Genomic DNA, 19,073 nt, shown 5'->3' on the forward strand with positions numbered 1-19,073 from the left:
CGTTACGAGCAGAAATCCAGCGGCAGGCGGCGCGGCACGAACTGGCCTTTGCCCAGTTGTTCGGCATCGCGCAGGGTGCGCCAGGTGTAATCCAGTGCCGTGCGTACGGCGCTGGCGAGGTGTTCGCCTTGGGCCAGGCGACCGGCGATAGCGCTGGCCAGCGTGCAGCCGGAACCGTGATAGCTGCCTGGCAAACGCTGGCAATAGAAGGTTTCGCGCAGGCCGTCACGGCTGTACAGGCGATTGTGGATTTCAGTTTCGTCGCCATGGCCGCCGGTGATCAGCAGGTTTTTGACGAACGGCAGGAGTTTTTCCGCACACTCGTCTGCAGTGCCTTCGGGCAGTTCAGCGAGGATGCGCGCTTCAGGAAGATTGGGGGTGGCGATGATCGACAGCGGCAGCAGACGCTCGCGCATCGCATAACCGACCTCGTCCTTGCCCAGGCGTCCGCCGCCGCCGGCGCGCAGCACCGGGTCGCAGACCACCGGCAGGTGCGGGTGCGCCGAAAGCAGTTCGACTACGGTGTCGACCATTTCCAGCGAACCGAGCATGCCCAGTTTGACCGCCGCGACTTCGGAGTCGTTGAGCACGGCATTGGCCTGGGCCAGTACCCACTCACGGTCGAGGACGCGGAAGTCAGTGACGTTGACGGTGTCTTGCACGGTCAGGGCGGTGACGGCCGGAGCCGCATGGCAACCCTGCGCGAGCAAGGCTTCGATATCTGCCTGCAAGCCGGCGCCACCACTGGGGTCGTGGCCGGAGAGACAGAGGACAACGGGGCGGGAGCTGTAGATATTCATGGTGCGCGAGCTTACCACCAAACCTGATTTTGGGGTTCAGTCCTGTCAGTGGTTCCTCGCCACACAGGTATTCACCACATCCGCTGTTGCAGGTAGTTGACCAACTCAACAGCTCTAGCCCGCGACTTTGCTCTGAAACGCCCGTTCTAGAGCCTTTGTAGGAAAAATTTCGATGGTGCTTAATGGCCATCAACGGCTATGCTAGTCTGGATCCAAACCAATAACGGGTAATACCGGTTTTACGTCTACTCAAAGGGAATGGGGGGCTTCCTGACGCAACCGGACGAGCCACGCTGGGGCTTCAATGCGCTATTTGCTGATATTGCTGTTCTGCTTGCCCCTCCTCGCAAGCGCCGTCGAATTCGACGAAAACACTCAGAGCCTTCCCCTGGGTCGCTCCTTGCAAGTGTTCGAAGACCCGAGTGGTCAGGCGAGCATCGCCGACGTCCGCGCTCAAGCGGCGGCGGGCAATTTCAAACTCCACGATAAAGCCACGCTCAACGCCGGTTACTCGCGTTCGGCGTTCTGGCTGAAGATCGACCTGCATTACCGTCCGGCCAATCCCGCCGCGCAACGCACCTGGCTGCTGGAGCTGGCGTACCCGCCGCTTGATCATCTTGATCTGTATATGGCCGATGCCAATGGCGACTATCGCCTGATCCGACAGACCGGTGATGCGTTGCCGTTCGCCAGTCGCGAGATCCGTCAGAACAACTACCTGTTCGACCTTGAGTTCAAGCCCGATCAACAACGCTCGGTGTACCTGCGCCTGGCCAGCGAAGGCTCGATCCAGGCGCCGGTAACGTTGTGGTCGAGCACCGCGTACCTCGAAGACCAACCGGTGCGCCTGTACGTACTGGGCATCATTTATGGCGTGTTGCTGGGGATGCTGGTCTACAACCTGTTCATCTACCTGAGCGTGCGCGACACCAGCTACCTCTATTACATCTTCTACATCGCCTCGTTCGGCCTGTATCAACTGTCGGTGAACGGGGCGGCGGTCGAGTATTTCTGGCCGGACAATCCGTGGTGGGCCAACGCCGCCACGCCGTTTTTCATCGGCTGTGCGGGGCTGTTCGGCAGTCAGTTCGCACGCAGCTTCCTGCAGACGAAAAACCACAGCCGCTGGCTGGATCGCGTACTGATCGGCCTGATCGCATTCAGTGCGCTGGTCGTGGGTTTGTCGCTGATGACCAGTTACGCCCTGTCGTTGCGGTTGGCGACCCTGCTGGCGCTGACGTTTACCGTGGTGATTTTCGCCGCGGGGATTCTGGCCTGGTGGCGCGGCCTGCGGGTGGCGCGTTATTTCATCATTGCCTGGTCGGCGTTTCTGCTCGGCGGCATCATCAATACGCTGATGGTGCTGGGCCTGCTGCCGAACGTGTTCCTGACTATGTACGCCAGCCAGATCGGCTCGGCCATCGAAGTGGCGCTGCTGTCGCTGGCGCTGGCCGACCGCATCAACGCGATGCGCGAGCAGCAGGCGCAGACCCTGTTCGACGCCGGGCAGAAGCTCGAAGTGCTCAACCAGCAATTGGCCCACAGCAACAAGCTCAAGGACGAATTCCTCGCGACCCTGACCCACGAACTGCGCACGCCGATGAACGGCGTGATCGGTTCGCTGGAACTGATGCAGACCGTTGAACTGGATCCGGAACTGGAGCAATACCAGCAGACCGCCGCCGGTTCCGCCCGCGACATGATGCGCATGGTCAACGGCATCCTCACCCTCACCGAACTGCAGGCCGGCAAGCTCAAGGCGACGCCGGACAGTTTCAGCCTGCGCGGGGTGGTCGAGGCGTTGCGGGTGCAGTTCGACGGCAACGCGGCGAGCAAGTCGCTGGACTTCAAGGTCGAGGTGCTGCCGACCCTGCCGGACCGTTTGCACGGCGACAGCGTGAAACTGGCGCAATGCCTGGAATGCCTGCTCGACAACGCGATCAAGTTCACCCGCGTCGGCGGTCTGGCCCTGCGCGTGACCGGCAAGCCTGCGTCGGACAATCGTCTGGCGCTGTCGTTTGCGGTGATTGACACCGGCATCGGTTTTACCGACCTGGGCGAGGCAACCCTGTATCAGCGTTTCTTCCAGCTCGACGGGTCAATGACACGCGAGTACGGCGGATTGGGCGTCGGCCTGGCGATCTGCCGGCAACTGGTGGAATTGCTCGGCGGTAAACTCACGCATCGTTCCGAACCCGGTCGCGGCAGCCGCTTCCAGCTCGATGTCGAGTTCGAACTGCCGGCGGTCGAGGCGGCGCCAACACCCCAGCCATCGCGCGATTGTGTGCGTGAACCGCAGGACTGCACAGTGCTGCTGGTGGATGACAACAGCGTCAACCAACTGGTGATGCGCGGCATGTTGCTCAAGCTCGGTTTCCGCGTGCGTACTGCCGATAATGGTGCGGCGGCGCTGGATTGCCTGCAGCGCGAAAGCTTCGACGCGGTGCTGATCGATTGCCAGTTGCCCGCACAGGATGGCGCGGCGCTGGCTTGCCAGATCCACGCCTTGCCAGGTTGCGCCAGTCTGCCGGTATTCATGCTGGCGCTGAGCGCCGATCGCGAGCTGTGCGCCAGCGGAGCGCCGATCGACTACCTGAGCAAACCGGTGAAATTCGAGGATTTGCAGTCCGCGCTGGAGCGCCGGGTGTTGTGTTGTTGATAGGGTAAAAGCGCCGCCAGTTCGGCGGATATGACACTTTGATGGGACGTGGGGCAGTGCTTAACTGGTTCTCTGGCTGACCAAAGGAGCCCCGTCATGAACCTGCATCAGTTCGCCGAAACCCACGAAGTCACCAACCAGCCGCCGTCGCTGGACGGCACCAACCTGTACCGCATCGACCTGCCGTTGCAGGAATGGTCGCGCAGGTTCGGCGCCGGGTGGGCCGAGTCGCGGATTGATGCCTACGGCGCGCTGGCCGGGGGGGCGCTGATGGAGGCCGGGTTCCTCGCCAATCAGAACAAACCGGTATTCACCAGTCATGATCGCTATGGCCATCGCATTGATCTGGTCGAGTTTCATCCCGCTTATCACGAACTGATGCGCACCGCGATCGAGCACGGTCTGACCTCCTTGCCGTGGGCGCATCCGCAGGACGGCGCCCACGTTGCCCGCGCCTCGATGAGCTATCTGCACAGCCAGGCCGAAGCCGGCAGCGGTTGCCCGTTGACCATGACTTTCGCCAGCGTTCCGGCGCTGCGCCTGCAACCGGATCTGGCCGAGCAGTGGCTACCGAAAATCCTTGCCACCGAATACGACCCCCGCAACGTCGGCATGGCGCACAAGGCCGGCGTGACCATCGGCATGGCGATGACCGAGAAGCAGGGCGGCACCGACGTGCGCGCCAACACCACCAAGGCCTATCCGGTCGGCGCCAGCGGTCCGGGCCAGGCGTATGAACTGGTCGGGCACAAGTGGTTCTGCTCGGCGCCAATGTGCGATGCGTTCCTGACGCTGGCGCAGACCGACAAGGGCCTGACCTGCTTCCTGCTGCCACGCCATCGCCCGGACGACACGCGCAATCAGTTCTATATCCAGCGCCTGAAAAACAAACTCGGCAACCAGTCCAACGCCTCCAGCGAAGTGGAGTTCCGTGGCGCCCTGGCGTGGATGGTCGGTGAAGAAGGGCGCGGGGTGCCGACCATCATCGAGATGGTGGCAATGACCCGTTTCGATTGCATGGTCGGCTCCAGCGCGTTGATGCGTCAGGCGCTGACCCAGGCCAGCCATCACTGCGCGCACCGCAAGGTCGGCGGCAAGTTGCTCAGCGAGCAACCGTTGATGCAGAACGTGCTCGCCGACCTGGCCCTGGAAAGCGAAGCTGCGCTGGCCCTGAGCCTGCGCATGGGCAAGGCCCTGGATCATCTGGATGATCGCCACGAAGCGCAATTCGCCCGGCTGGTGACGGCGGTGGGCAAATACTGGATCTGCAAACGTGCCCCGGGAATGATCAACGAAGCGGCCGAATGCATGGGCGGCGCGGGGTACGTCGAGGAGAGCATCCTGCCGCGCCTGTACCGCGAGGCGCCGGTGAACTCGACGTGGGAAGGTTCGGGCAACGTGCAGTGCCTCGACGTTTTGCGCGCACTGTCTAAAGAGCCGGGCGTTCTCGATGTGTTGTTCAGGGAGTTGGGCGATGGCCACGGTGACAAACGTTTGGCCGCGCATATTCAGCAGTTGCAGGCACAGTTCAAGGACACCCGCGATATTCAGTATCGGGCTCGGCAATTGACCGAGGACATTGCCCTTGGGTTGCAGGCCAAACTGCTGCTGGAAGCCGGGAATTCGGCGGTGAGTGATGCGTTTATTGCCAGTCGGTTGAGTGGCGGCGGCCGGGTCTACGGCGCGTTGCCCCATGGGCTGGATGTCGAAGCGATCGTCGCCCGCTCGACCCCCCTGGGCTTCTGACCCCAAACTCCACAAAACCCTGTGGGAGCCGGCTTGCCAGCGATGGCGGCCTGATAGTCAACATTGATGTCGAATGTGAAGGCCTCATCGCTGGCAAGCCAGCTCCCACAGGGATTCGCGTTGTCTGAAAGATTTGGGTACAGCCACAACGCCACTGTTCCCGTGAGACCACGATGCAGGCAAGATGAAGCTCTGCAAGTCAGAACACAGGAAGCTGATCGTGACCGAAGCGTTTATTGTCGTTCAAACCGCCGAACAAGCCGTGGATCGTCTGGCCGAGTTGCATGAGCGGGCCACCACTGCGCTGAACTCGGCGCTCAAGCGTTACCTCAAGGATCGCGTCGAGCCCGACGCCGAACAGCGTGCCCTGTTTCGTTATCCCGAACTGCGTCTGACCTATCACTGTCAGGGCGAAGTGCCGCAGACCACTCGCGCTTACGCCAAAGTGCAGTTGCCAGGCACCTACAGCGTCACCGTCACCCACCCGGCGGCGTTCCGCAAATACCTGCTGGAACAACTGGTGCCGCTGATGCACGACTTCACCGTGACCGTGGAAGTCGGTGTCAGCCAACAGAACATTCCGTACCCGTACGTGGTCGAGCAGGGCGATGAACTGGCCGGCTCCGGCGTCACCGCCGCCGTGCTGGCGCGGGTGTTCCCGAGCACCGACCTGTCCGCCGCCACCGATGGCATCGCCGACGGTCTCTACGACTGGGAAAACACCGATCCGCTGCCACTGGCGCTGTTCGACGCCGCGCGGGTCGACTTTTCCCTGCGCCGTCTGGTGCACTACACCGGCAGCGACTGGCGCCATGTGCAGCCGTGGATCCTGCTGACCAACTACCACCGCTACGTCGACCAGTTCATCGTCCACGGCCTGGAGCAACTGCGCAAAGACCCGCGTTTCGTGCGCATGGTCCTGCCGGGCAACGTGATCATCGAGAAGAGCATGGATCACGGAGAAGCCTCGGCGATTGCTGCCGGTGTGGTCTGGCACCGCTACCAGATGCCGGCCTATCACCTGATCGCCAGCGATGGCCACGGCGTGACCCTGGTGAATATCGGCGTCGGCCCGTCCAACGCCAAGAACATCACCGACCACCTGGCGGTGCTGCGTCCGCATTGCTGGCTGATGATCGGCCACTGCGGTGGCCTGCGTCAGTCGCAGACCATCGGCGACTATGTGCTGGCGCACGCCTACATGCGTCGCGACGGGATTCTTGACCGCGTGGTGCCGCCGAACATTCCGATTCCGGCTCTGGCTGAAGTGCAACTGGCGCTGCAGCAAGCGGCGGCCAACGTCACCGGCGAGAAGGGCGATGACCTGAAGAAACGCCTGCGCACCGGCACCGTGCTGACCTACGACGACCGTAACTGGGAATTGCGCTGGGCTCAGGAACGACCGTTGATCAACCTGTCCCGCGCCGTGGCCGTGGACATGGAAAGCGGCACCATCGCCGCCCAGGGTTATCGCCTGCGGGTGCCATATGGCACGTTGCTGTGTGTGTCGGACAAACCGCTGCACAGTGAAATCAAACTGCCGGGTTCGGCCAACGCGTTCTACGAGCGTGCGGTCAGCCAGCACTTGAAGATCGGCATCGAGGCGGTGGATCTGCTGCGCACCGAACTCAACTCGCTGCACTCGCGCAAACTGCGCAGCTTCGACGAGCCGCCGTTCCGTTAACGGTTAGTCGTGGTCATTTGGCGGTCGGGGCACTAGCATTGTCAGCCCTGATCGCTAAATGTTTGCTCTCTTATGTCCCGTCCCCCGCGTCCACCTTCTCGCCGTCCTGGTGCGAAGCCTCAGTCTTCTTCCCCGCGCCGTGTTGCCAAGGCACCACCGGCCGAGCCGAAGCTGATCCTGTTCAACAAGCCGTTCGATGTGCTGACGCAGTTCAGTGACGAAGGCGGGCGGGCGACGCTCAAGGATTTCATCGAGGTGCCCGGCATCTACCCGGCCGGGCGGCTTGATCGCGACAGTGAAGGTTTGTTGCTGCTGACCAACGATGGCCAGTTGCAGGCGCGGATTGCCGATCCGAAACACAAGTTGCCGAAGACGTACTGGGTACAGGTCGAAGGCGTGCCCACGGCCGAGCAATTGCAGCGTTTGCGTGACGGCGTTGAGTTGAACGACGGCATGACCCTGCCTGCCGAAGCACGGCAACTGGATGAACCCGAGTTGTGGCCGCGCAATCCACCGGTACGCTTTCGCGCGACTATCCCGACTTCATGGCTGGAACTGGTGATTCGCGAAGGGCGCAATCGTCAGGTACGGCGGATGACCGCTGCGGTCGGGCTGCCGACGTTGCGGCTGGTGCGCGTCAGGATTGGTGACTGGACGATCGACGGACTCGATCAGGGGCAATGGAAAGAAGTGCCGCCGCGCCTATAACGCGCCGGACTCGATCAGGCCGATCACTACACTCTTGATGATGAACGCGGCCACGCCCAGGCCCAGCACGAAGAACAGAATGAACGAGCCGAAACGCCCGGCCTTGGACTTCTTCGCCAGATCCCAGACGATGAATCCCATGAAAATGATCAGGATGCTGACCAGGCCAGTCATCATCCACTCTTCGAATACTGCTGGATCCATCGGGTCTCTCCGGCGCGCATGGGGCTAAAAGGGCGCGGCGAGTATACGCCAAGGTGTGTGGGGTGGCATTGATCTGGGTCTGATCCGAACCTGTTGCCCTCACCCTAGCCCTCTCCCAGAGGGAGAGGGGACTGACCGTGCGATGCTCACCAGTTACACCGACCTGCTCTTGCGTCTGTGAATCCATAATCGACGCGAAGGTTCAGGTCGATGGATGATGCCAGACACTTCGGTTGGCTCCCTCTCCCTTTGGGAGGGAGAGTGGACTGACCGTGCGATGCTCACGAATTACACCGACCTGCTCTTGCGTCTGTGAATCCATAATCGACTCGAAGGTTCAGGTCGATGGATGATGCCAAGACACCTCGGTCGGCTCCCTCTCCCTCTGGGAGAGGGCTGGGGTGAGGGGCTTTTGATTAGCTGCGCAGATGCGTCAGTGGCAGTTCAGTGCTGTTGAGCACCTGATTCAGCACGAAGCTTGAGCGCACGCTGGTCACGCCTTCAATCCGGGTCAGGTGCCCCAGCAACAGCTTTTGATAGTGATCCATGTCCGGCACCACCACCTTCAACTGGTAATCCGCATCGACGCCGGTCACCAGGCTGCACTCCAGCACCTGCGGCAAGGTGCGAATCGCCGCCTCGAAATTCTCGAAACGCTCCGGTGTATGCCGGTCCATGCCGATCAACACATAGGCGGTCAGGCTCAGGCCAAGCATTTTGCGATCAAGCAGGGCGACCTGACGGGAGATGTAGCCATCGTCTTCCAACTGTTTGACCCGACGCGAGCAGGGCGAGGGCGACAGACCGATACGCTCGGCCAGTTCCTGGTTGGAGATGCGGGCGTCGCGCTGCAATTCCGCCAAAATGCTCAGGTCGTAACGGTCGAGTTTGCTCATCAATCTGTCCTTGGTTGTAACTATTGCGGCGGATTATCTATCCAGGGTTAAAAATTGCGCAAGTGGTGTTTATTTGAGCAATCTTCGCAATCCTCTGTCGCGGCCTCGGGCCTATGCTTATCACCAGAATCACTGCTCGGTAACACAGTCCACAGCGGCCCGCCCAAACAGGCCCGCCGCGGCCGCCACCCCCCACCGGGGTTGTGCCGGTCCCCGAGCTGCACACTGTCCAGAAGACGGCGTGAGGTGAGCCGACGTCAAAAGCGTCGAGCCAGGACGAAGTTCTCTAGAAGGGAGGCCGACGGGTCTCCCTTTTTTCTTGGCTGCGATTTTTATGCCTCGCTGTACGGTCATCCTCAATAAATAAGTTTCGTGACTGATAACCTGTCGCAGAACCCGGTGTGTGTATTCCCGGTCTTAGCTACAAGCCCTCTTAATACCCGCAGTGAGGAAGAGCATGAAGTCGCGCATCTGGCGTCTGGCCGGTGTTGGTTTGCTGTGTGTGAGCGTCAGTGCGCAAGCGCTTGCCGACGAGCCACAGAATCGTGGCCCCGAGAATAACGGGCACGGTGGCGAGCATCAGGGCAATCAAGGGCGTGGCGGTGAGCGTCAGCCCCACGGCCAGAACAATCCGCCGCCGCAAAACCAGCCGCGGCCGCAGAACAACGAAATCATTCGGGGCGATAACAGCCGCCAGTTCGAACACAACGGCCAGCAGCGCAACAATGGTCAGTGGCAGAACCAGAACCGTGCGCCCAATCAGCCGGCTCCGGTGCATCAGGCGCCACCGCCGCCGTCGAACACGCTGCCGATCCAGCCACGGCCCGACACCGTGCGCCAGACCCAGGAGCCACGTCAGGGTTACTACCGCGACGAGCGTCCGCAAAATGGTTACCACAACCAGCAATGGCAAACCGGCAACCGGGGCAACGATAATCGCTGGCCCGGCCGTCCGGACGGGCATGGCAACGGTTGGGGCCCAGGTCCGCAATACCGCCCGGGGCATGTGATCGACCGCTTCCCGGATCGCGAATTCCGCGTGCCGTATCGCGGTCAGGATTACTTCTATTCCGGCGGCTACTGGTATCGCCCGCAAGGCCCGCGCTACATCGTCGTGCAGCCGCCGCGAGGGATCCGCACCCACTATCTGCCGGACTACGCCCGTGAAGTGTGGATCGGCGGTGCGCTGCTGTTCCTCGCGGCCGGTTCCTACTATGCGTATGAGGAAGCCAGTCAGGATTACGTGGTGGTCGAGCCGCCGGTGCAGCAACCACCGCAGCCGCAATCCCAGGGGTATGACGTCGAGGCCTATCCGGCCAATGGTCAGTCACCGGAGCAGGTGCAGCAGGACGGCTACCAGTGCTACCAGTACGCGGTGCAGCAAAGCGGTTTCGATCCGCGTACCGCGACGTACCAACCGGCGCCTGAAGTGGTGCAGGCTTACCGCCAGGCTCAGGGCAATTGCCTGAGTAGTCGCGGTTATCAGGTCCAGTAAGAGCAGCTACGAGCTGCAAGTTTCCAGCTACAAGCTTGAAGCTTGCGGCTCGTGGCTTGAAGCTGCTTTTATCGGGTCAGCGTGCACCAGCACCTCGGCTCGCGGGTAGGCGGCGTGAATCGCATCGGCCGCCTGATCGCTGATGCCGTGGGCCACTGACAACGTCAGCTCCCCCGGCAACTCCAGGTGCAACTGCACGAACCAGTGGTTGCCCGAAATCCGCGTGCGCAAGTCATGCGCGCCCAACACGCCGGGTACGCCGCAGGCCAGTTCGAGCATGTGTTGGCTGACATCCGTCGGCAGCTCTTCATCCATCAGCACCGAAAAACTTTCCCGGGCGATCTGGATCGCACTCCACAAAATGTACGCGGCAATCCCCAGACCGAACCACGCATCCAGTTGATGAAAGCCCATGCCGGCGAGGATCAGCGCGAGCAGAATGCTGCCGTTGAGCAACAGGTCCGAGCGGTAGTGCAGCGAGTCGGCGCGCACGGCGTTGGAGCCGGTCTCCTTGATCACCCGATGTTGCAGCGTCAGCAATGCGGCAGTCAGCAACAGCGAGAACACGATCACGCCGATGCTCAGCCACGGTGCGCCCAGTGGCTCCGGTTGCTTGATCCGCTCGTAGGCTTGAAAGGCGATCAACACCGCACTGCCGCCGATGAACAGCGCCTGCGCCATGCCCGCCAGCGATTCGGCCTTGCCGTGGCCGTAACGGTGATCGTCATCGGCCGGGCGCAGCGCGTAATGCACCGCCAGCAGATTGAGCAGCGAGGTGACGCCATCCAGCGCCGAGTCGGTGAGGCCGGCGAGCATGCTCACCGATCCGCTGAGCCACCAGGCGATGGCTTTGGCGATGATCAGCGTGCAGGCCACCGCCACCGAGGCGCGGGTTGCCAACCGCAGCAGGCGGGCGTGTTCGGGGCTGGAGGTCATGAGTGCAGAGGTTCCATGTGGATTAGGCGGCAGGTTGCAGGCCCAACATCGCCAGTTGCTGCGTGCTGCCCTTGTGCTGGATCAGCCGTGGATCGTCCAGCGGCAAGTGGCGGCCCAGTTCAGTTTCGAGAATAGCCTGCAACTTGAGGTTATTGACCTGACCGTCCGGGCCAATGGCTTGTTTCAACTTGGCCGGATCGACCTGGGCCGTGTGGCCTGGTTCGAAATAGATCGCGCCGGTGGTGAAGTCGACCGCGAACGCGATCAGGCCGGGAATGACGTAGAACAGCAGACCCAAGGCGTCGAGCACGGCAATCGCCGGGTCAATCTTGCCGTCGATCTGGCCGCGACGGTCCGGGTAGAAAATCGATCCGCAAGCGGTGATTTGGGTGAGCAGGGTGGCGACCAGTACACCGCCGATCAGGCGAGAAGGTAAGCGCATGGAAAATCTCCTGAGTCATCTGTTAACGAAGCTTCGTCTTGTGAAGTTAAGACCCTGACGAACACCTCGCAGTTCGCCGTTATACTCGCGGCTCTGTTTGGGAGCCAGCATGATTTCTTTGCCGATTGATGAAGTTTTACCCGCCCTGCGTGAAGCCTTGGCGACACGCCACGAAGCTGTGCTCGAAGCACCGCCCGGCGCCGGTAAAACCACCCGCGTGCCCTTGGCCTTGCTCAATGAGGCGTGGCTGGCCGGGCAGACCATTCTCATGCTCGAACCGCGCCGTCTCGCCGCGCGTGCGGCGGCTGAAAGGCTGGCCAGCGAACTGGGCGAGAAGGTCGGTGAAACCGTCGGTTATCGCATCCGCCTCGACAGTAAGGTCGGCCCCGACACCCGTATCGAAGTGGTCACCGAAGGCATTCTCACCCGGCGCCTGCAGGACGATCCGGCACTGGAAGGCGTGGGCCTGCTGATCTTCGACGAGTTCCACGAACGCAGCCTCGATGCCGATCTGGCATTGGCCCTGAGTTTGAACGGCCGCGAACTGTTCCGAGCTGAACAGCCGCTGAAGATTTTGCTGATGTCCGCCACGCTGGAGGGCGAGCGCCTGTCCGGGTTGCTCGATGACGCGCCGATCCTGCGCAGTGAAGGGCGCATGTTCCCGGTGACCATGCGCTGGGGGCGGCCGTTCCAGCCCGGCGAATACATCGACCAGCGCGTGACCCAGACCGTCCTCGAAGCCTTGCACGATGAGACCGGCAGCCTGCTGGTGTTCCTTCCGGGGCAGGCGGAAATCCGTCGCGTGCATCAGCAGTTGAGTGATGCCATTGGCGAGCGCAGCGATGTTTTGCTGTGCCCGTTGCACGGTGAACTGGACCTGAATGCCCAGCGCGCCGCCATCGACCCGGCCCCGGCGGGCAAGCGCAAAGTGGTGCTGGCGACCAACATCGCCGAGACCAGTCTGACCATCAATGGCGTGCGCGTGGTGATTGATGCCGGGCTGGCGCGGGTGCCGCGTTTCGATCCCGGTAGCGGCATGACCCGACTCGACACGCAGCGCATTTCCAAGGCCAGTGCCACACAGCGCGCAGGACGGGCGGGGCGTCTGGAGCCGGGGGTGTGTTATCGCTTGTGGTCGCAGGATCAGCACGAGCAACTCGCCGCTTACGGCAGTGCGGAAATCCTCTCGGCGGATCTGGCCAGCCTTGCCCTGCAGCTTGGTCGCTGGGGCGTGACCCCGGGCGAACTGGTCTGGCTGGATGTTCCGCCGGCGGCAGCGTATGCCCAGGCGCAGGATCTGTTGCAGCGCTTGGGTGCACTTGAAGGTGAAGCGCTGACTGCCCACGGTCAGGCCATGGCCGAGCTGCCGGCACATCCGCGCATCGCCCATCTGTTGCTGCGCGGTCAGGCGCTGGGGCTGGCGAACATGGCGTGCGACGTCGCGGCGCTGCTCGGCGAGCGCGATATTCTGCGGGGTGCCGGCGCAGATCTGCACAGCCGATTGCTCCTGCTCTGCGGTGAGGAGCGCGCGGCGCGCGGTGCTCAGGGGGGCGTGCAACGGGCGCGGCAACTGGCGCGACAATATCGTGGTTACTTGCGCGGCAAGGTCAGCGCGCCGGTCAGCGATCCTGATCATCCGCGCTGGCTCGGTGCGCTGCTGGCGCTGGCCTACCCGGACCGCGTCGCCCAACAGCGTCGCGCCGGTGGCGCGGAATATCGTCTGGCCAATGGGCGCGCTGCGCTGTTCGCCGAAGCCGACAGCCTGATGAAGGAGTCGTGGATTGTGATTGCCGACCTCGGCAGCCGACAGGGCCAGCGCGAGGAACGGATTTATCTGGCGGCTGATTTCGATCCGGCGCTGTTCGACTCAGTGTTGGCCGAACAGGTGAGCTGTGTCGATCAACTGGACTGGGACGAGCGCGAAGGTGTGTTGCGCGCCGAGCGCCAGCGCAAGGTCGGCGAACTGGTCCTCAGCCGTGAACCGTTGACCGGTCTCGACGAAGCGGCGCGCAGTCAGGCGCTGGTCAATCTGGTGCGACGCAAAGGTCTGGAACTGCTGCCGTGGACGCCGGAGCTGCGTCAGTGGCAGGCGCGGGTCGCTTTGCTGCGGCAATTGGACCTCGACGCTCAGGTCGAAAGCCAATGGCCGGATGTCAGCGATGCGACGTTGCTGAACTCGCTTGAGCATTGGTTAATGCCTTACTTGGGCAAGGTCTCGCGGCTCAGTCATTTCGCCAATCTGGACCTGTCGAGCATCGTGCGCAATCTGCTGCCGTGGCCGTTGCCGCAGAAGCTTGATGAGCTGGCGCCACATCACCTCAGCGTGCCGTCGGGATCGTCGGTACGCCTGGATTACAGCGAGTCACCGCCGATTCTTGCCGTGCGTTTGCAGGAGCTGTTCGGCCTCGCCGAGACGCCGCGAATTGCCGGCGGGCGGCAAGTGGTCAAGTTGCACCTGTTGTCGCCGGCGCGGCGGCCGGTGCAGGTGACACAGGATCTGGCGAATTTCTGGCGCAGCACGTACGCCGAGGTGAAGAAGGATTTGAAAGGGCGGTATCCGAAGCACTATTGGCCGGATGATCCGTTGGTGGCCGAGGCCACCGCGCGGGCGAAACCCCGGGGCACTTGAGCCGGGGCTGCGCCAACACGGTTCGCCGCCTCAGGCGCCCACGGCCGCGGTGCTCGAAGGTCCTCGGGCGAAACGTGTAGCCGAGGTCTGCAACAGCAGCGCGACGCTCAGTGTCACCAGCAGGAACGGGAGCAGCCAGGCATTGTCGATCATGGCCAGTTGCAGGCTGAGGATCAGCAGCAGAACCGGCGTCGCCAGGGCATTCGCCCGGCTGACATACAACCCCACCGCGGCCTCGCTGTAGCGGCAGGCAATGGCGACGCGGATATGCACCCGCGCGCCACCGAACGCCATGCCCAGGATCAGCAGGCTCAGTGCCTTGAGAAGCAGATTGTCCGGCATCAGCAACCACATCAATGTGGCGATCAGCGCCAGTGCAATCAGGCCTGACAGATAGGCCGTCAGATTACGTCCGGTATTGGCGATGATCACCAGCACGCCGATCAGCGCCATGCCCAGACCGAACACGGCATCGAGCACCCCCAGTTCAAACAGGGCCCAGCCGTGGCTCGCCACATACACCGGCAGCATGAAATTGAATGCCCCGAGGATTGGCCAGATCAGTACCATCGGCACAAACAGCGTCAGTGGCAGTCTGGTCGCAGCTGTGACTTCGACAGTGGTCTGCACCGCCGAGGGCTGACTGTGACGGGTAAAGCAAATCGCGGCGACCATGAAGAAGCCGGCGCTGAGCACCAGCGAGAAACCCATGCCGCTCAGAATCGGCATCAAACCTGCCGCCAGTAAAGGTCCGGTCATCAGTGCGGCCTGACTGGTCGCCGTGGTCGCACCGCTGATCCGCCGCACTCTGGTTTCATCCATGCCCCTTTGAATCTGGGCGAACCACATATCCAGGCTGGCCTCCAGCGACATGATCATCAGCCAGGCAAACAGATTGGTGATCAGCAGGCCGAGGGTGAAATCCCGCGACACGCCCGATATCAGGGCCAGCCCGGCCAGCCCCAGCACAAACCAGCTGCTCATCTGCCGTCCGTTCATACGCAGCGACAGCCGCTTGATCATCGCTGGCGTGATGAACGCCGGAATGAACGAGCAGAAAATCGCCAGCGCCAAAGGCAGGTATCCGCCTTCGTCCTGGTTGAGGATGGTCCAGGTCAGCGAGACCATCAGTGCACCGGAAAACAACCGATAAACCGTCGAGCAGAACAGGAACATGACCAGTTCTTTTGCAGCGTTGCGGGTGACGGCGGATTTTTCGTTCATGTAATCGATCCTTGCTCTTGGGCACGCGGCGATTCTTCAATTGAATGGCGAACGTCGGCGCCCGCACCGGCGTTGAGCCAGTGCGGGCAACCGATGTCGGTTCGAGCGGGTGTCAGACCAGAGTGCGCATCACTTTGAGGGTTTTTTCGATGTCTTCGGGCGAGTTGATGATCCCGGCCGAGAAGCGCACCGTCGAATGCCGATAAGGCGTGGCACTGGCAATGATCTTCTGTTCCTTGAGCTTGGCGACGATCTCCTTGGGGCTGCGATCCTTGACATCGCAGCAGACAAAACCTGCGGAGAACTGTGCAGAGCGCGGTGTGTGCAAATACACGTTGGGCAGCTTCGCCAGGCCTTCCTTCAACTGGCCATTGAGTTGCGCGATGCGATCGGCAATGCGCTTGCGCCCGATCTGCTGGATGAACTTGAACGCCTCGATCATCGCCCACTGGTTTTCAAACGCAAGGAAACCGCCGGGACTGACCCAGGCTGCCTGCGTCTGCCCCTGTGGATCGCGTTGCTCGCGCCAAGCGTTGGCGGGTTCTGCGGCCATGATCGTGGGAATGGTCGGCGTGATGTGTGCCCATTGACCTTCACGCGCCCAGACCAGGCCGGTACCGTGCGGCCCGAGTATCCATTTATGCGTGCCGGCGCTGAAAAAGTCGCAACCCAGGCTCGCCACTTGCGCCTCGGAGCAGCCGAAGCCATGTACACCGTCGATCACGTAGATGATTCTGTCCGCCTCGGCCCGATCGCGATTGACCCGCGCCACCAGTTCGCCAATTTCCCGAGCCGGCAACCGTACGCCGGTGCCGGAATGCACCCAGGTCATCGCCAGAATGCGCGTGTGCGGCTTGATGGCCTTTTCAATGCGCGCGACGATCGCGTCGACGCTGACATCGTCCGGCCCCTGGTAGAGGTCGATTCGGCGAATGCTGCCGCCCCACTTGACTACCGCCAGACGCATCGCCTCGTCGTGGGTGTACCACTCGTGGTTGGTGGTCAGGATTTCCTGGTGGGGTGCAAGCTTCAGGCCGTTGTAGACCATCGACAGGCCCTGCGTGGTGCTGGTGGTCAGGGCGATGTCCTCGGCACGTCCGCCGGTATAGTCGGCAGCCGCAGCGCAGACCTTGCGCCAGACCATGTCCTGCGGTGAGGCGAACATGTTGTCTTCGAGATAGGTGTACGGGTTTTCGTCGAACGCCTGCCGGTGGCGCGCCATTGCCTCGCGCACAGGCCTGGGGTTTGAGGCAAGAAAGAAGTTGGAAATGTGCACGAATTCCGGCGCCAGATTGAACTGCGCCCGCACGGATGCCCAGTCATTGGGGTTCAGTGCTGTTACTACGTTATCCGGAGCAGGCTGGTTACTCGCCTGTGCCCCTCCTGCCACGCCTGCCATCATGCTGCCTCCCACCAGGGTCGCCCCCATGGCGGCCCCCACGAACTCACGTCTTCCCAGACTCATACCCATTCCCTGTCGATTCATATTGAAGTGCGCGCAGAACGCGCAAACACAGTATTGAAAATTCGCTGTCCATAGAGGCCGACGGCCAGACCGAGCACGATCAGCACCACTGCCATGACCTTACTCGCCGGTACGCTCTCGTGAAAGATCAGTACCGAACCGAGCATGCCGAAAATCGGCACCAGCAACGACAGGGGCGCGACCGTCGAAACCGGGTAGGTTTTGAGCAGCGAGTTCCAGATCCAGTAAGCGAACAGCGTGTTCGGGTAGACCTGAAACAGGATCGACAACACGGCGGTTGCATCGACCTGGTTGACGAACGTGGTGTAGCCGGCGCTGCCGTTCACCGCGTAGTCGAGTGCGAACAGCGGGATCGGTGCAAAGGCACTGGACCAGACCAGAAACCCGAAGACCTCCTTGGTGCTGGCCTTCTTGTTGATGATATTGGCGACGCTCCAGGAGGCCGCGCCCACCAGCACCAGCAATACCCCGGGCAGACTGACCGTGCCATCGCTGATCATGATGATGCACAACAATCCGCCCAGTGCGATCAACATGCCCAGTACCTGAAAGCGGGTGAGCGCTTCCTTGAACACCCAGCCGCCGAGCAGGATCGTGAAGAACGCGCTGAATTGCAGCACCAGCGACGCGATGCCCGCCGAGAGCCCGGCCTTGATGCCCAGGTTGACGATGCCCCACAGGCCGATGCCGAACACCAGCCCGTAACCGATGATGTAGCGCCATGGCACGTTTGGTTTGCGAATGAAAAAGATCGCCGGTAACGCACAGAGACTGAAGCGGATGCCCGCGAGAATGAACGGATCGACGGTGGCCAGTCCCAGTTTGATCACCGAGAAGTTGACACCCCAGATTGCCGTTATCAGTACAGCCAATACTACGTGCAGTGGTTTCATTGTTGAGTCGCCTTCATGAGGATGGGCCGGATCATGCGACCGATGTCAGGTTTTCTGCGAGGTATACCCGGGAAAACAGAGTTTGCATCCAGGCCTTGGTCTGTAGCGGGTCCGCGGTCTTGACGATGCCTGCCAGAGGGGCTTCGAACGCCGAATAGGTCACATGGCCCGGTAACAGCGCACCGGTCTGCAGCTCGTTCCATTGCACAACCAATGGGCTGGCGCGAAAGTCCTCCGCGCCTTCCAGACCTTGATAAATGCGCTGGTGGTGGGTGTGCCCGGGGAACACAAACCAGCCATAACCCAGATCTGGCTGCTGTGCGCTGAGCGGCACTTTGTCCACCAGTCCTTCGACATGAATGCGCAGCTCCAGCGATGGCAGGTGGATACCGGTCGCCAGCTCGTAAGTCGCGACTACATCGGCGCCGCCGACGCGGTTGCCGACTTCGAGGAATACCGGGTCGTCACCCTCCATGATGGCCTCGAGATGGAAGGCGCCGTTGCGGATCTGCACCGCATCCAGAACGGCACTGACCCACATTTGCATCGGCGTGGTGGTTTCCAGGTGCCACGAGCCCAATGGATGGCCGCGCTCCATGTAATCCAGGCAGGTGCCGACATATTGGCTCGAGAGCATGGTGAGAATTCGCCCGTCCTGCACCAGACCGTCGAAGTGGCGGATGGGCCCGCTGATAAATTCTTCAACCTGAAATTCATCAATGTTCAGGGACAGATCGCTGATCTTGCGACTGATCTCGTCAAATGCGCGTGCAGGCTGCTGATGAATGCTGACGTCCATGCTCGACGCGCCGCTGTGCGGCTTGAGCACGGTGGCTCCCTGCCACGGCACCTGGCCGTTGAGCGCCAGGTAGCGATCAAGCGGCATGAACTGCGGCACCCGCAGATTTCCCGCTGCAACGGCGGCCTTCATGTCCAGCTTGTTGCGCGCCAGATTCACCGCCGCCAGCGAAGCGCCTTCGACGTTCAGCGCCTCGCGCAAGCGTGCCGCGTCGAGCAATTCGTACTCGGACATCGAGATGATCCGGTCAAATGACTGTGGAAACTGCGCCAGCCATTGCAGGGCCTCTTCGCAGGCACTGGCCTCTCCCGGGCGAATCACGCGCTGGCAGCGCAGGTCGCTCGGCAGCGTATCGATCGCCGCTTGTTTGCCCAGATAAGTGACATCGTGCAGGTCATGATTGATGCCACGGTGGTACTCGATGCGCGGGTAGGGCACCCGGTGAAGAATGAGAATTTTCATGCAAACGGTC

At 61.8% G+C, this 19,073-nt stretch carries 15 protein-coding genes; 6 read left to right on the forward strand and 9 right to left on the reverse strand.

The genetic code is table 11. The features are described from left to right. Positions 1–2: 2 nt before the first annotated feature. Entirely contained in the window at positions 3–800 is a 798-nt protein-coding gene (locus tag PseuLF5_RS20785) for a hydroxymethylpyrimidine/phosphomethylpyrimidine kinase (protein ID WP_123464146.1), read from the reverse strand. Between the two features lie 304 nt (positions 801–1,104). Between PseuLF5_RS20785 and PseuLF5_RS20790 the strand changes: the two genes are divergently transcribed. The 4 genes from PseuLF5_RS20790 to PseuLF5_RS20805 all read left to right on the forward strand — a co-directional run bounded on the left by PseuLF5_RS20790 (position 1,105) and on the right by PseuLF5_RS20805 (position 7,597). Beyond that, a complete protein-coding gene (locus tag PseuLF5_RS20790; RefSeq protein ID WP_340134649.1) occupies positions 1,105–3,459 on the forward strand; it encodes a 7TM diverse intracellular signaling domain-containing protein in 2,355 nt (784 codons plus the stop codon). A 96-nt stretch (positions 3,460–3,555) separates the two neighbouring features. Then, positions 3,556–5,205 carry an acyl-CoA dehydrogenase family protein gene (locus PseuLF5_RS20795; RefSeq protein ID WP_340134651.1) on the forward strand — a complete coding sequence of 550 codons (1,650 nt, stop codon included), beginning with the start codon at positions 3,556–3,558 and terminating at the stop codon, positions 5,203–5,205. Between the two features lie 184 nt (positions 5,206–5,389). After that, the gene (gene amn / locus PseuLF5_RS20800) at positions 5,390–6,889 is read left to right on the forward strand and encodes an AMP nucleosidase (protein WP_177490631.1); all 1,500 of its coding nucleotides are present in this window, start codon (positions 5,390–5,392) and stop codon (positions 6,887–6,889) included. Positions 6,890–6,961: 72 nt separating this feature from the next. After that, entirely contained in the window at positions 6,962–7,597 is a 636-nt protein-coding gene (locus PseuLF5_RS20805) for a pseudouridine synthase (RefSeq protein ID WP_123463859.1), read from the forward strand. Here PseuLF5_RS20805 and PseuLF5_RS20810 read toward each other — a convergent pair. Both PseuLF5_RS20810 and PseuLF5_RS20815 read right to left on the reverse strand, forming a co-directional pair. Next, on the reverse strand, positions 7,592–7,801 hold the full coding sequence (locus PseuLF5_RS20810; RefSeq protein WP_003228500.1) for a DUF2788 domain-containing protein: 210 nt from the start codon (positions 7,799–7,801) through the stop codon (positions 7,592–7,594). The genes PseuLF5_RS20805 and PseuLF5_RS20810 overlap by 6 nt on opposite strands. A 416-nt stretch (positions 7,802–8,217) precedes the next feature. Further along, positions 8,218–8,697, reverse strand: a complete 480-nt coding sequence (locus tag PseuLF5_RS20815) for an Lrp/AsnC family transcriptional regulator (protein ID WP_007909658.1) — start codon at positions 8,695–8,697, stop codon at positions 8,218–8,220. 457 nt (positions 8,698–9,154) lie between these two features. On the opposite strand from PseuLF5_RS20815, the gene PseuLF5_RS20820 reads away from it, so the two are divergent. Then, a complete protein-coding gene (locus PseuLF5_RS20820) occupies positions 9,155–10,192 on the forward strand; it encodes a DUF6515 family protein (protein WP_186748014.1) in 1,038 nt (345 codons plus the stop codon). A 27-nt stretch (positions 10,193–10,219) separates the two neighbouring features. Here the strand turns inward: PseuLF5_RS20820 and PseuLF5_RS20825 are convergent, their stop codons facing one another. Together PseuLF5_RS20825 and PseuLF5_RS20830 are read right to left on the reverse strand one after the other, a co-directional pair. Continuing rightward, positions 10,220–11,128, reverse strand: a complete 909-nt coding sequence (locus PseuLF5_RS20825) for a cation diffusion facilitator family transporter (RefSeq protein WP_128615582.1) — start codon at positions 11,126–11,128, stop codon at positions 10,220–10,222. Positions 11,129–11,150: 22 nt separating this feature from the next. After that, complete coding sequence (locus tag PseuLF5_RS20830) at positions 11,151–11,570, reverse strand: polyribonucleotide nucleotidyltransferase (protein WP_123463874.1); 420 nt, start codon at positions 11,568–11,570, stop codon at positions 11,151–11,153. A gap of 109 nt (positions 11,571–11,679) precedes the next feature. Between PseuLF5_RS20830 and hrpB the strand changes: the two genes are divergently transcribed. Beyond that, positions 11,680–14,199: an ATP-dependent helicase HrpB gene (gene hrpB / locus PseuLF5_RS20835; protein ID WP_340134657.1), complete on the forward strand. Its 2,520-nt coding sequence runs from the start codon at positions 11,680–11,682 to the stop codon at positions 14,197–14,199. 30 nt (positions 14,200–14,229) lie between these two features. Here the strand turns inward: hrpB and PseuLF5_RS20840 are convergent, their stop codons facing one another. From PseuLF5_RS20840 to PseuLF5_RS20855, 4 genes are all read right to left on the reverse strand, one after another. After that, positions 14,230–15,423 carry a hypothetical protein gene (locus PseuLF5_RS20840; protein ID WP_186748017.1) on the reverse strand — a complete coding sequence of 398 codons (1,194 nt, stop codon included), beginning with the start codon at positions 15,421–15,423 and terminating at the stop codon, positions 14,230–14,232. Between the two features lie 112 nt (positions 15,424–15,535). Then, complete coding sequence (locus PseuLF5_RS20845; RefSeq protein ID WP_259741306.1) at positions 15,536–16,888, reverse strand: aminotransferase class V-fold PLP-dependent enzyme; 1,353 nt, start codon at positions 16,886–16,888, stop codon at positions 15,536–15,538. Between the two features lie 17 nt (positions 16,889–16,905). Then, a complete protein-coding gene (locus tag PseuLF5_RS20850; protein WP_123463880.1) occupies positions 16,906–17,802 on the reverse strand; it encodes an EamA family transporter in 897 nt (298 codons plus the stop codon). A gap of 31 nt (positions 17,803–17,833) precedes the next feature. Next, a complete protein-coding gene (locus PseuLF5_RS20855) occupies positions 17,834–19,063 on the reverse strand; it encodes an ATP-grasp domain-containing protein (RefSeq protein WP_186748018.1) in 1,230 nt (409 codons plus the stop codon). Between the last annotated feature and the right edge of the window lie 10 nt (positions 19,064–19,073).

Origin of the sequence: Pseudomonas sp. LF-5, from assembly GCF_037626295.1 — a bacterium.
GTDB classification, from domain to species: domain Bacteria; phylum Pseudomonadota; class Gammaproteobacteria; order Pseudomonadales; family Pseudomonadaceae; genus Aquipseudomonas; species Aquipseudomonas monsensis.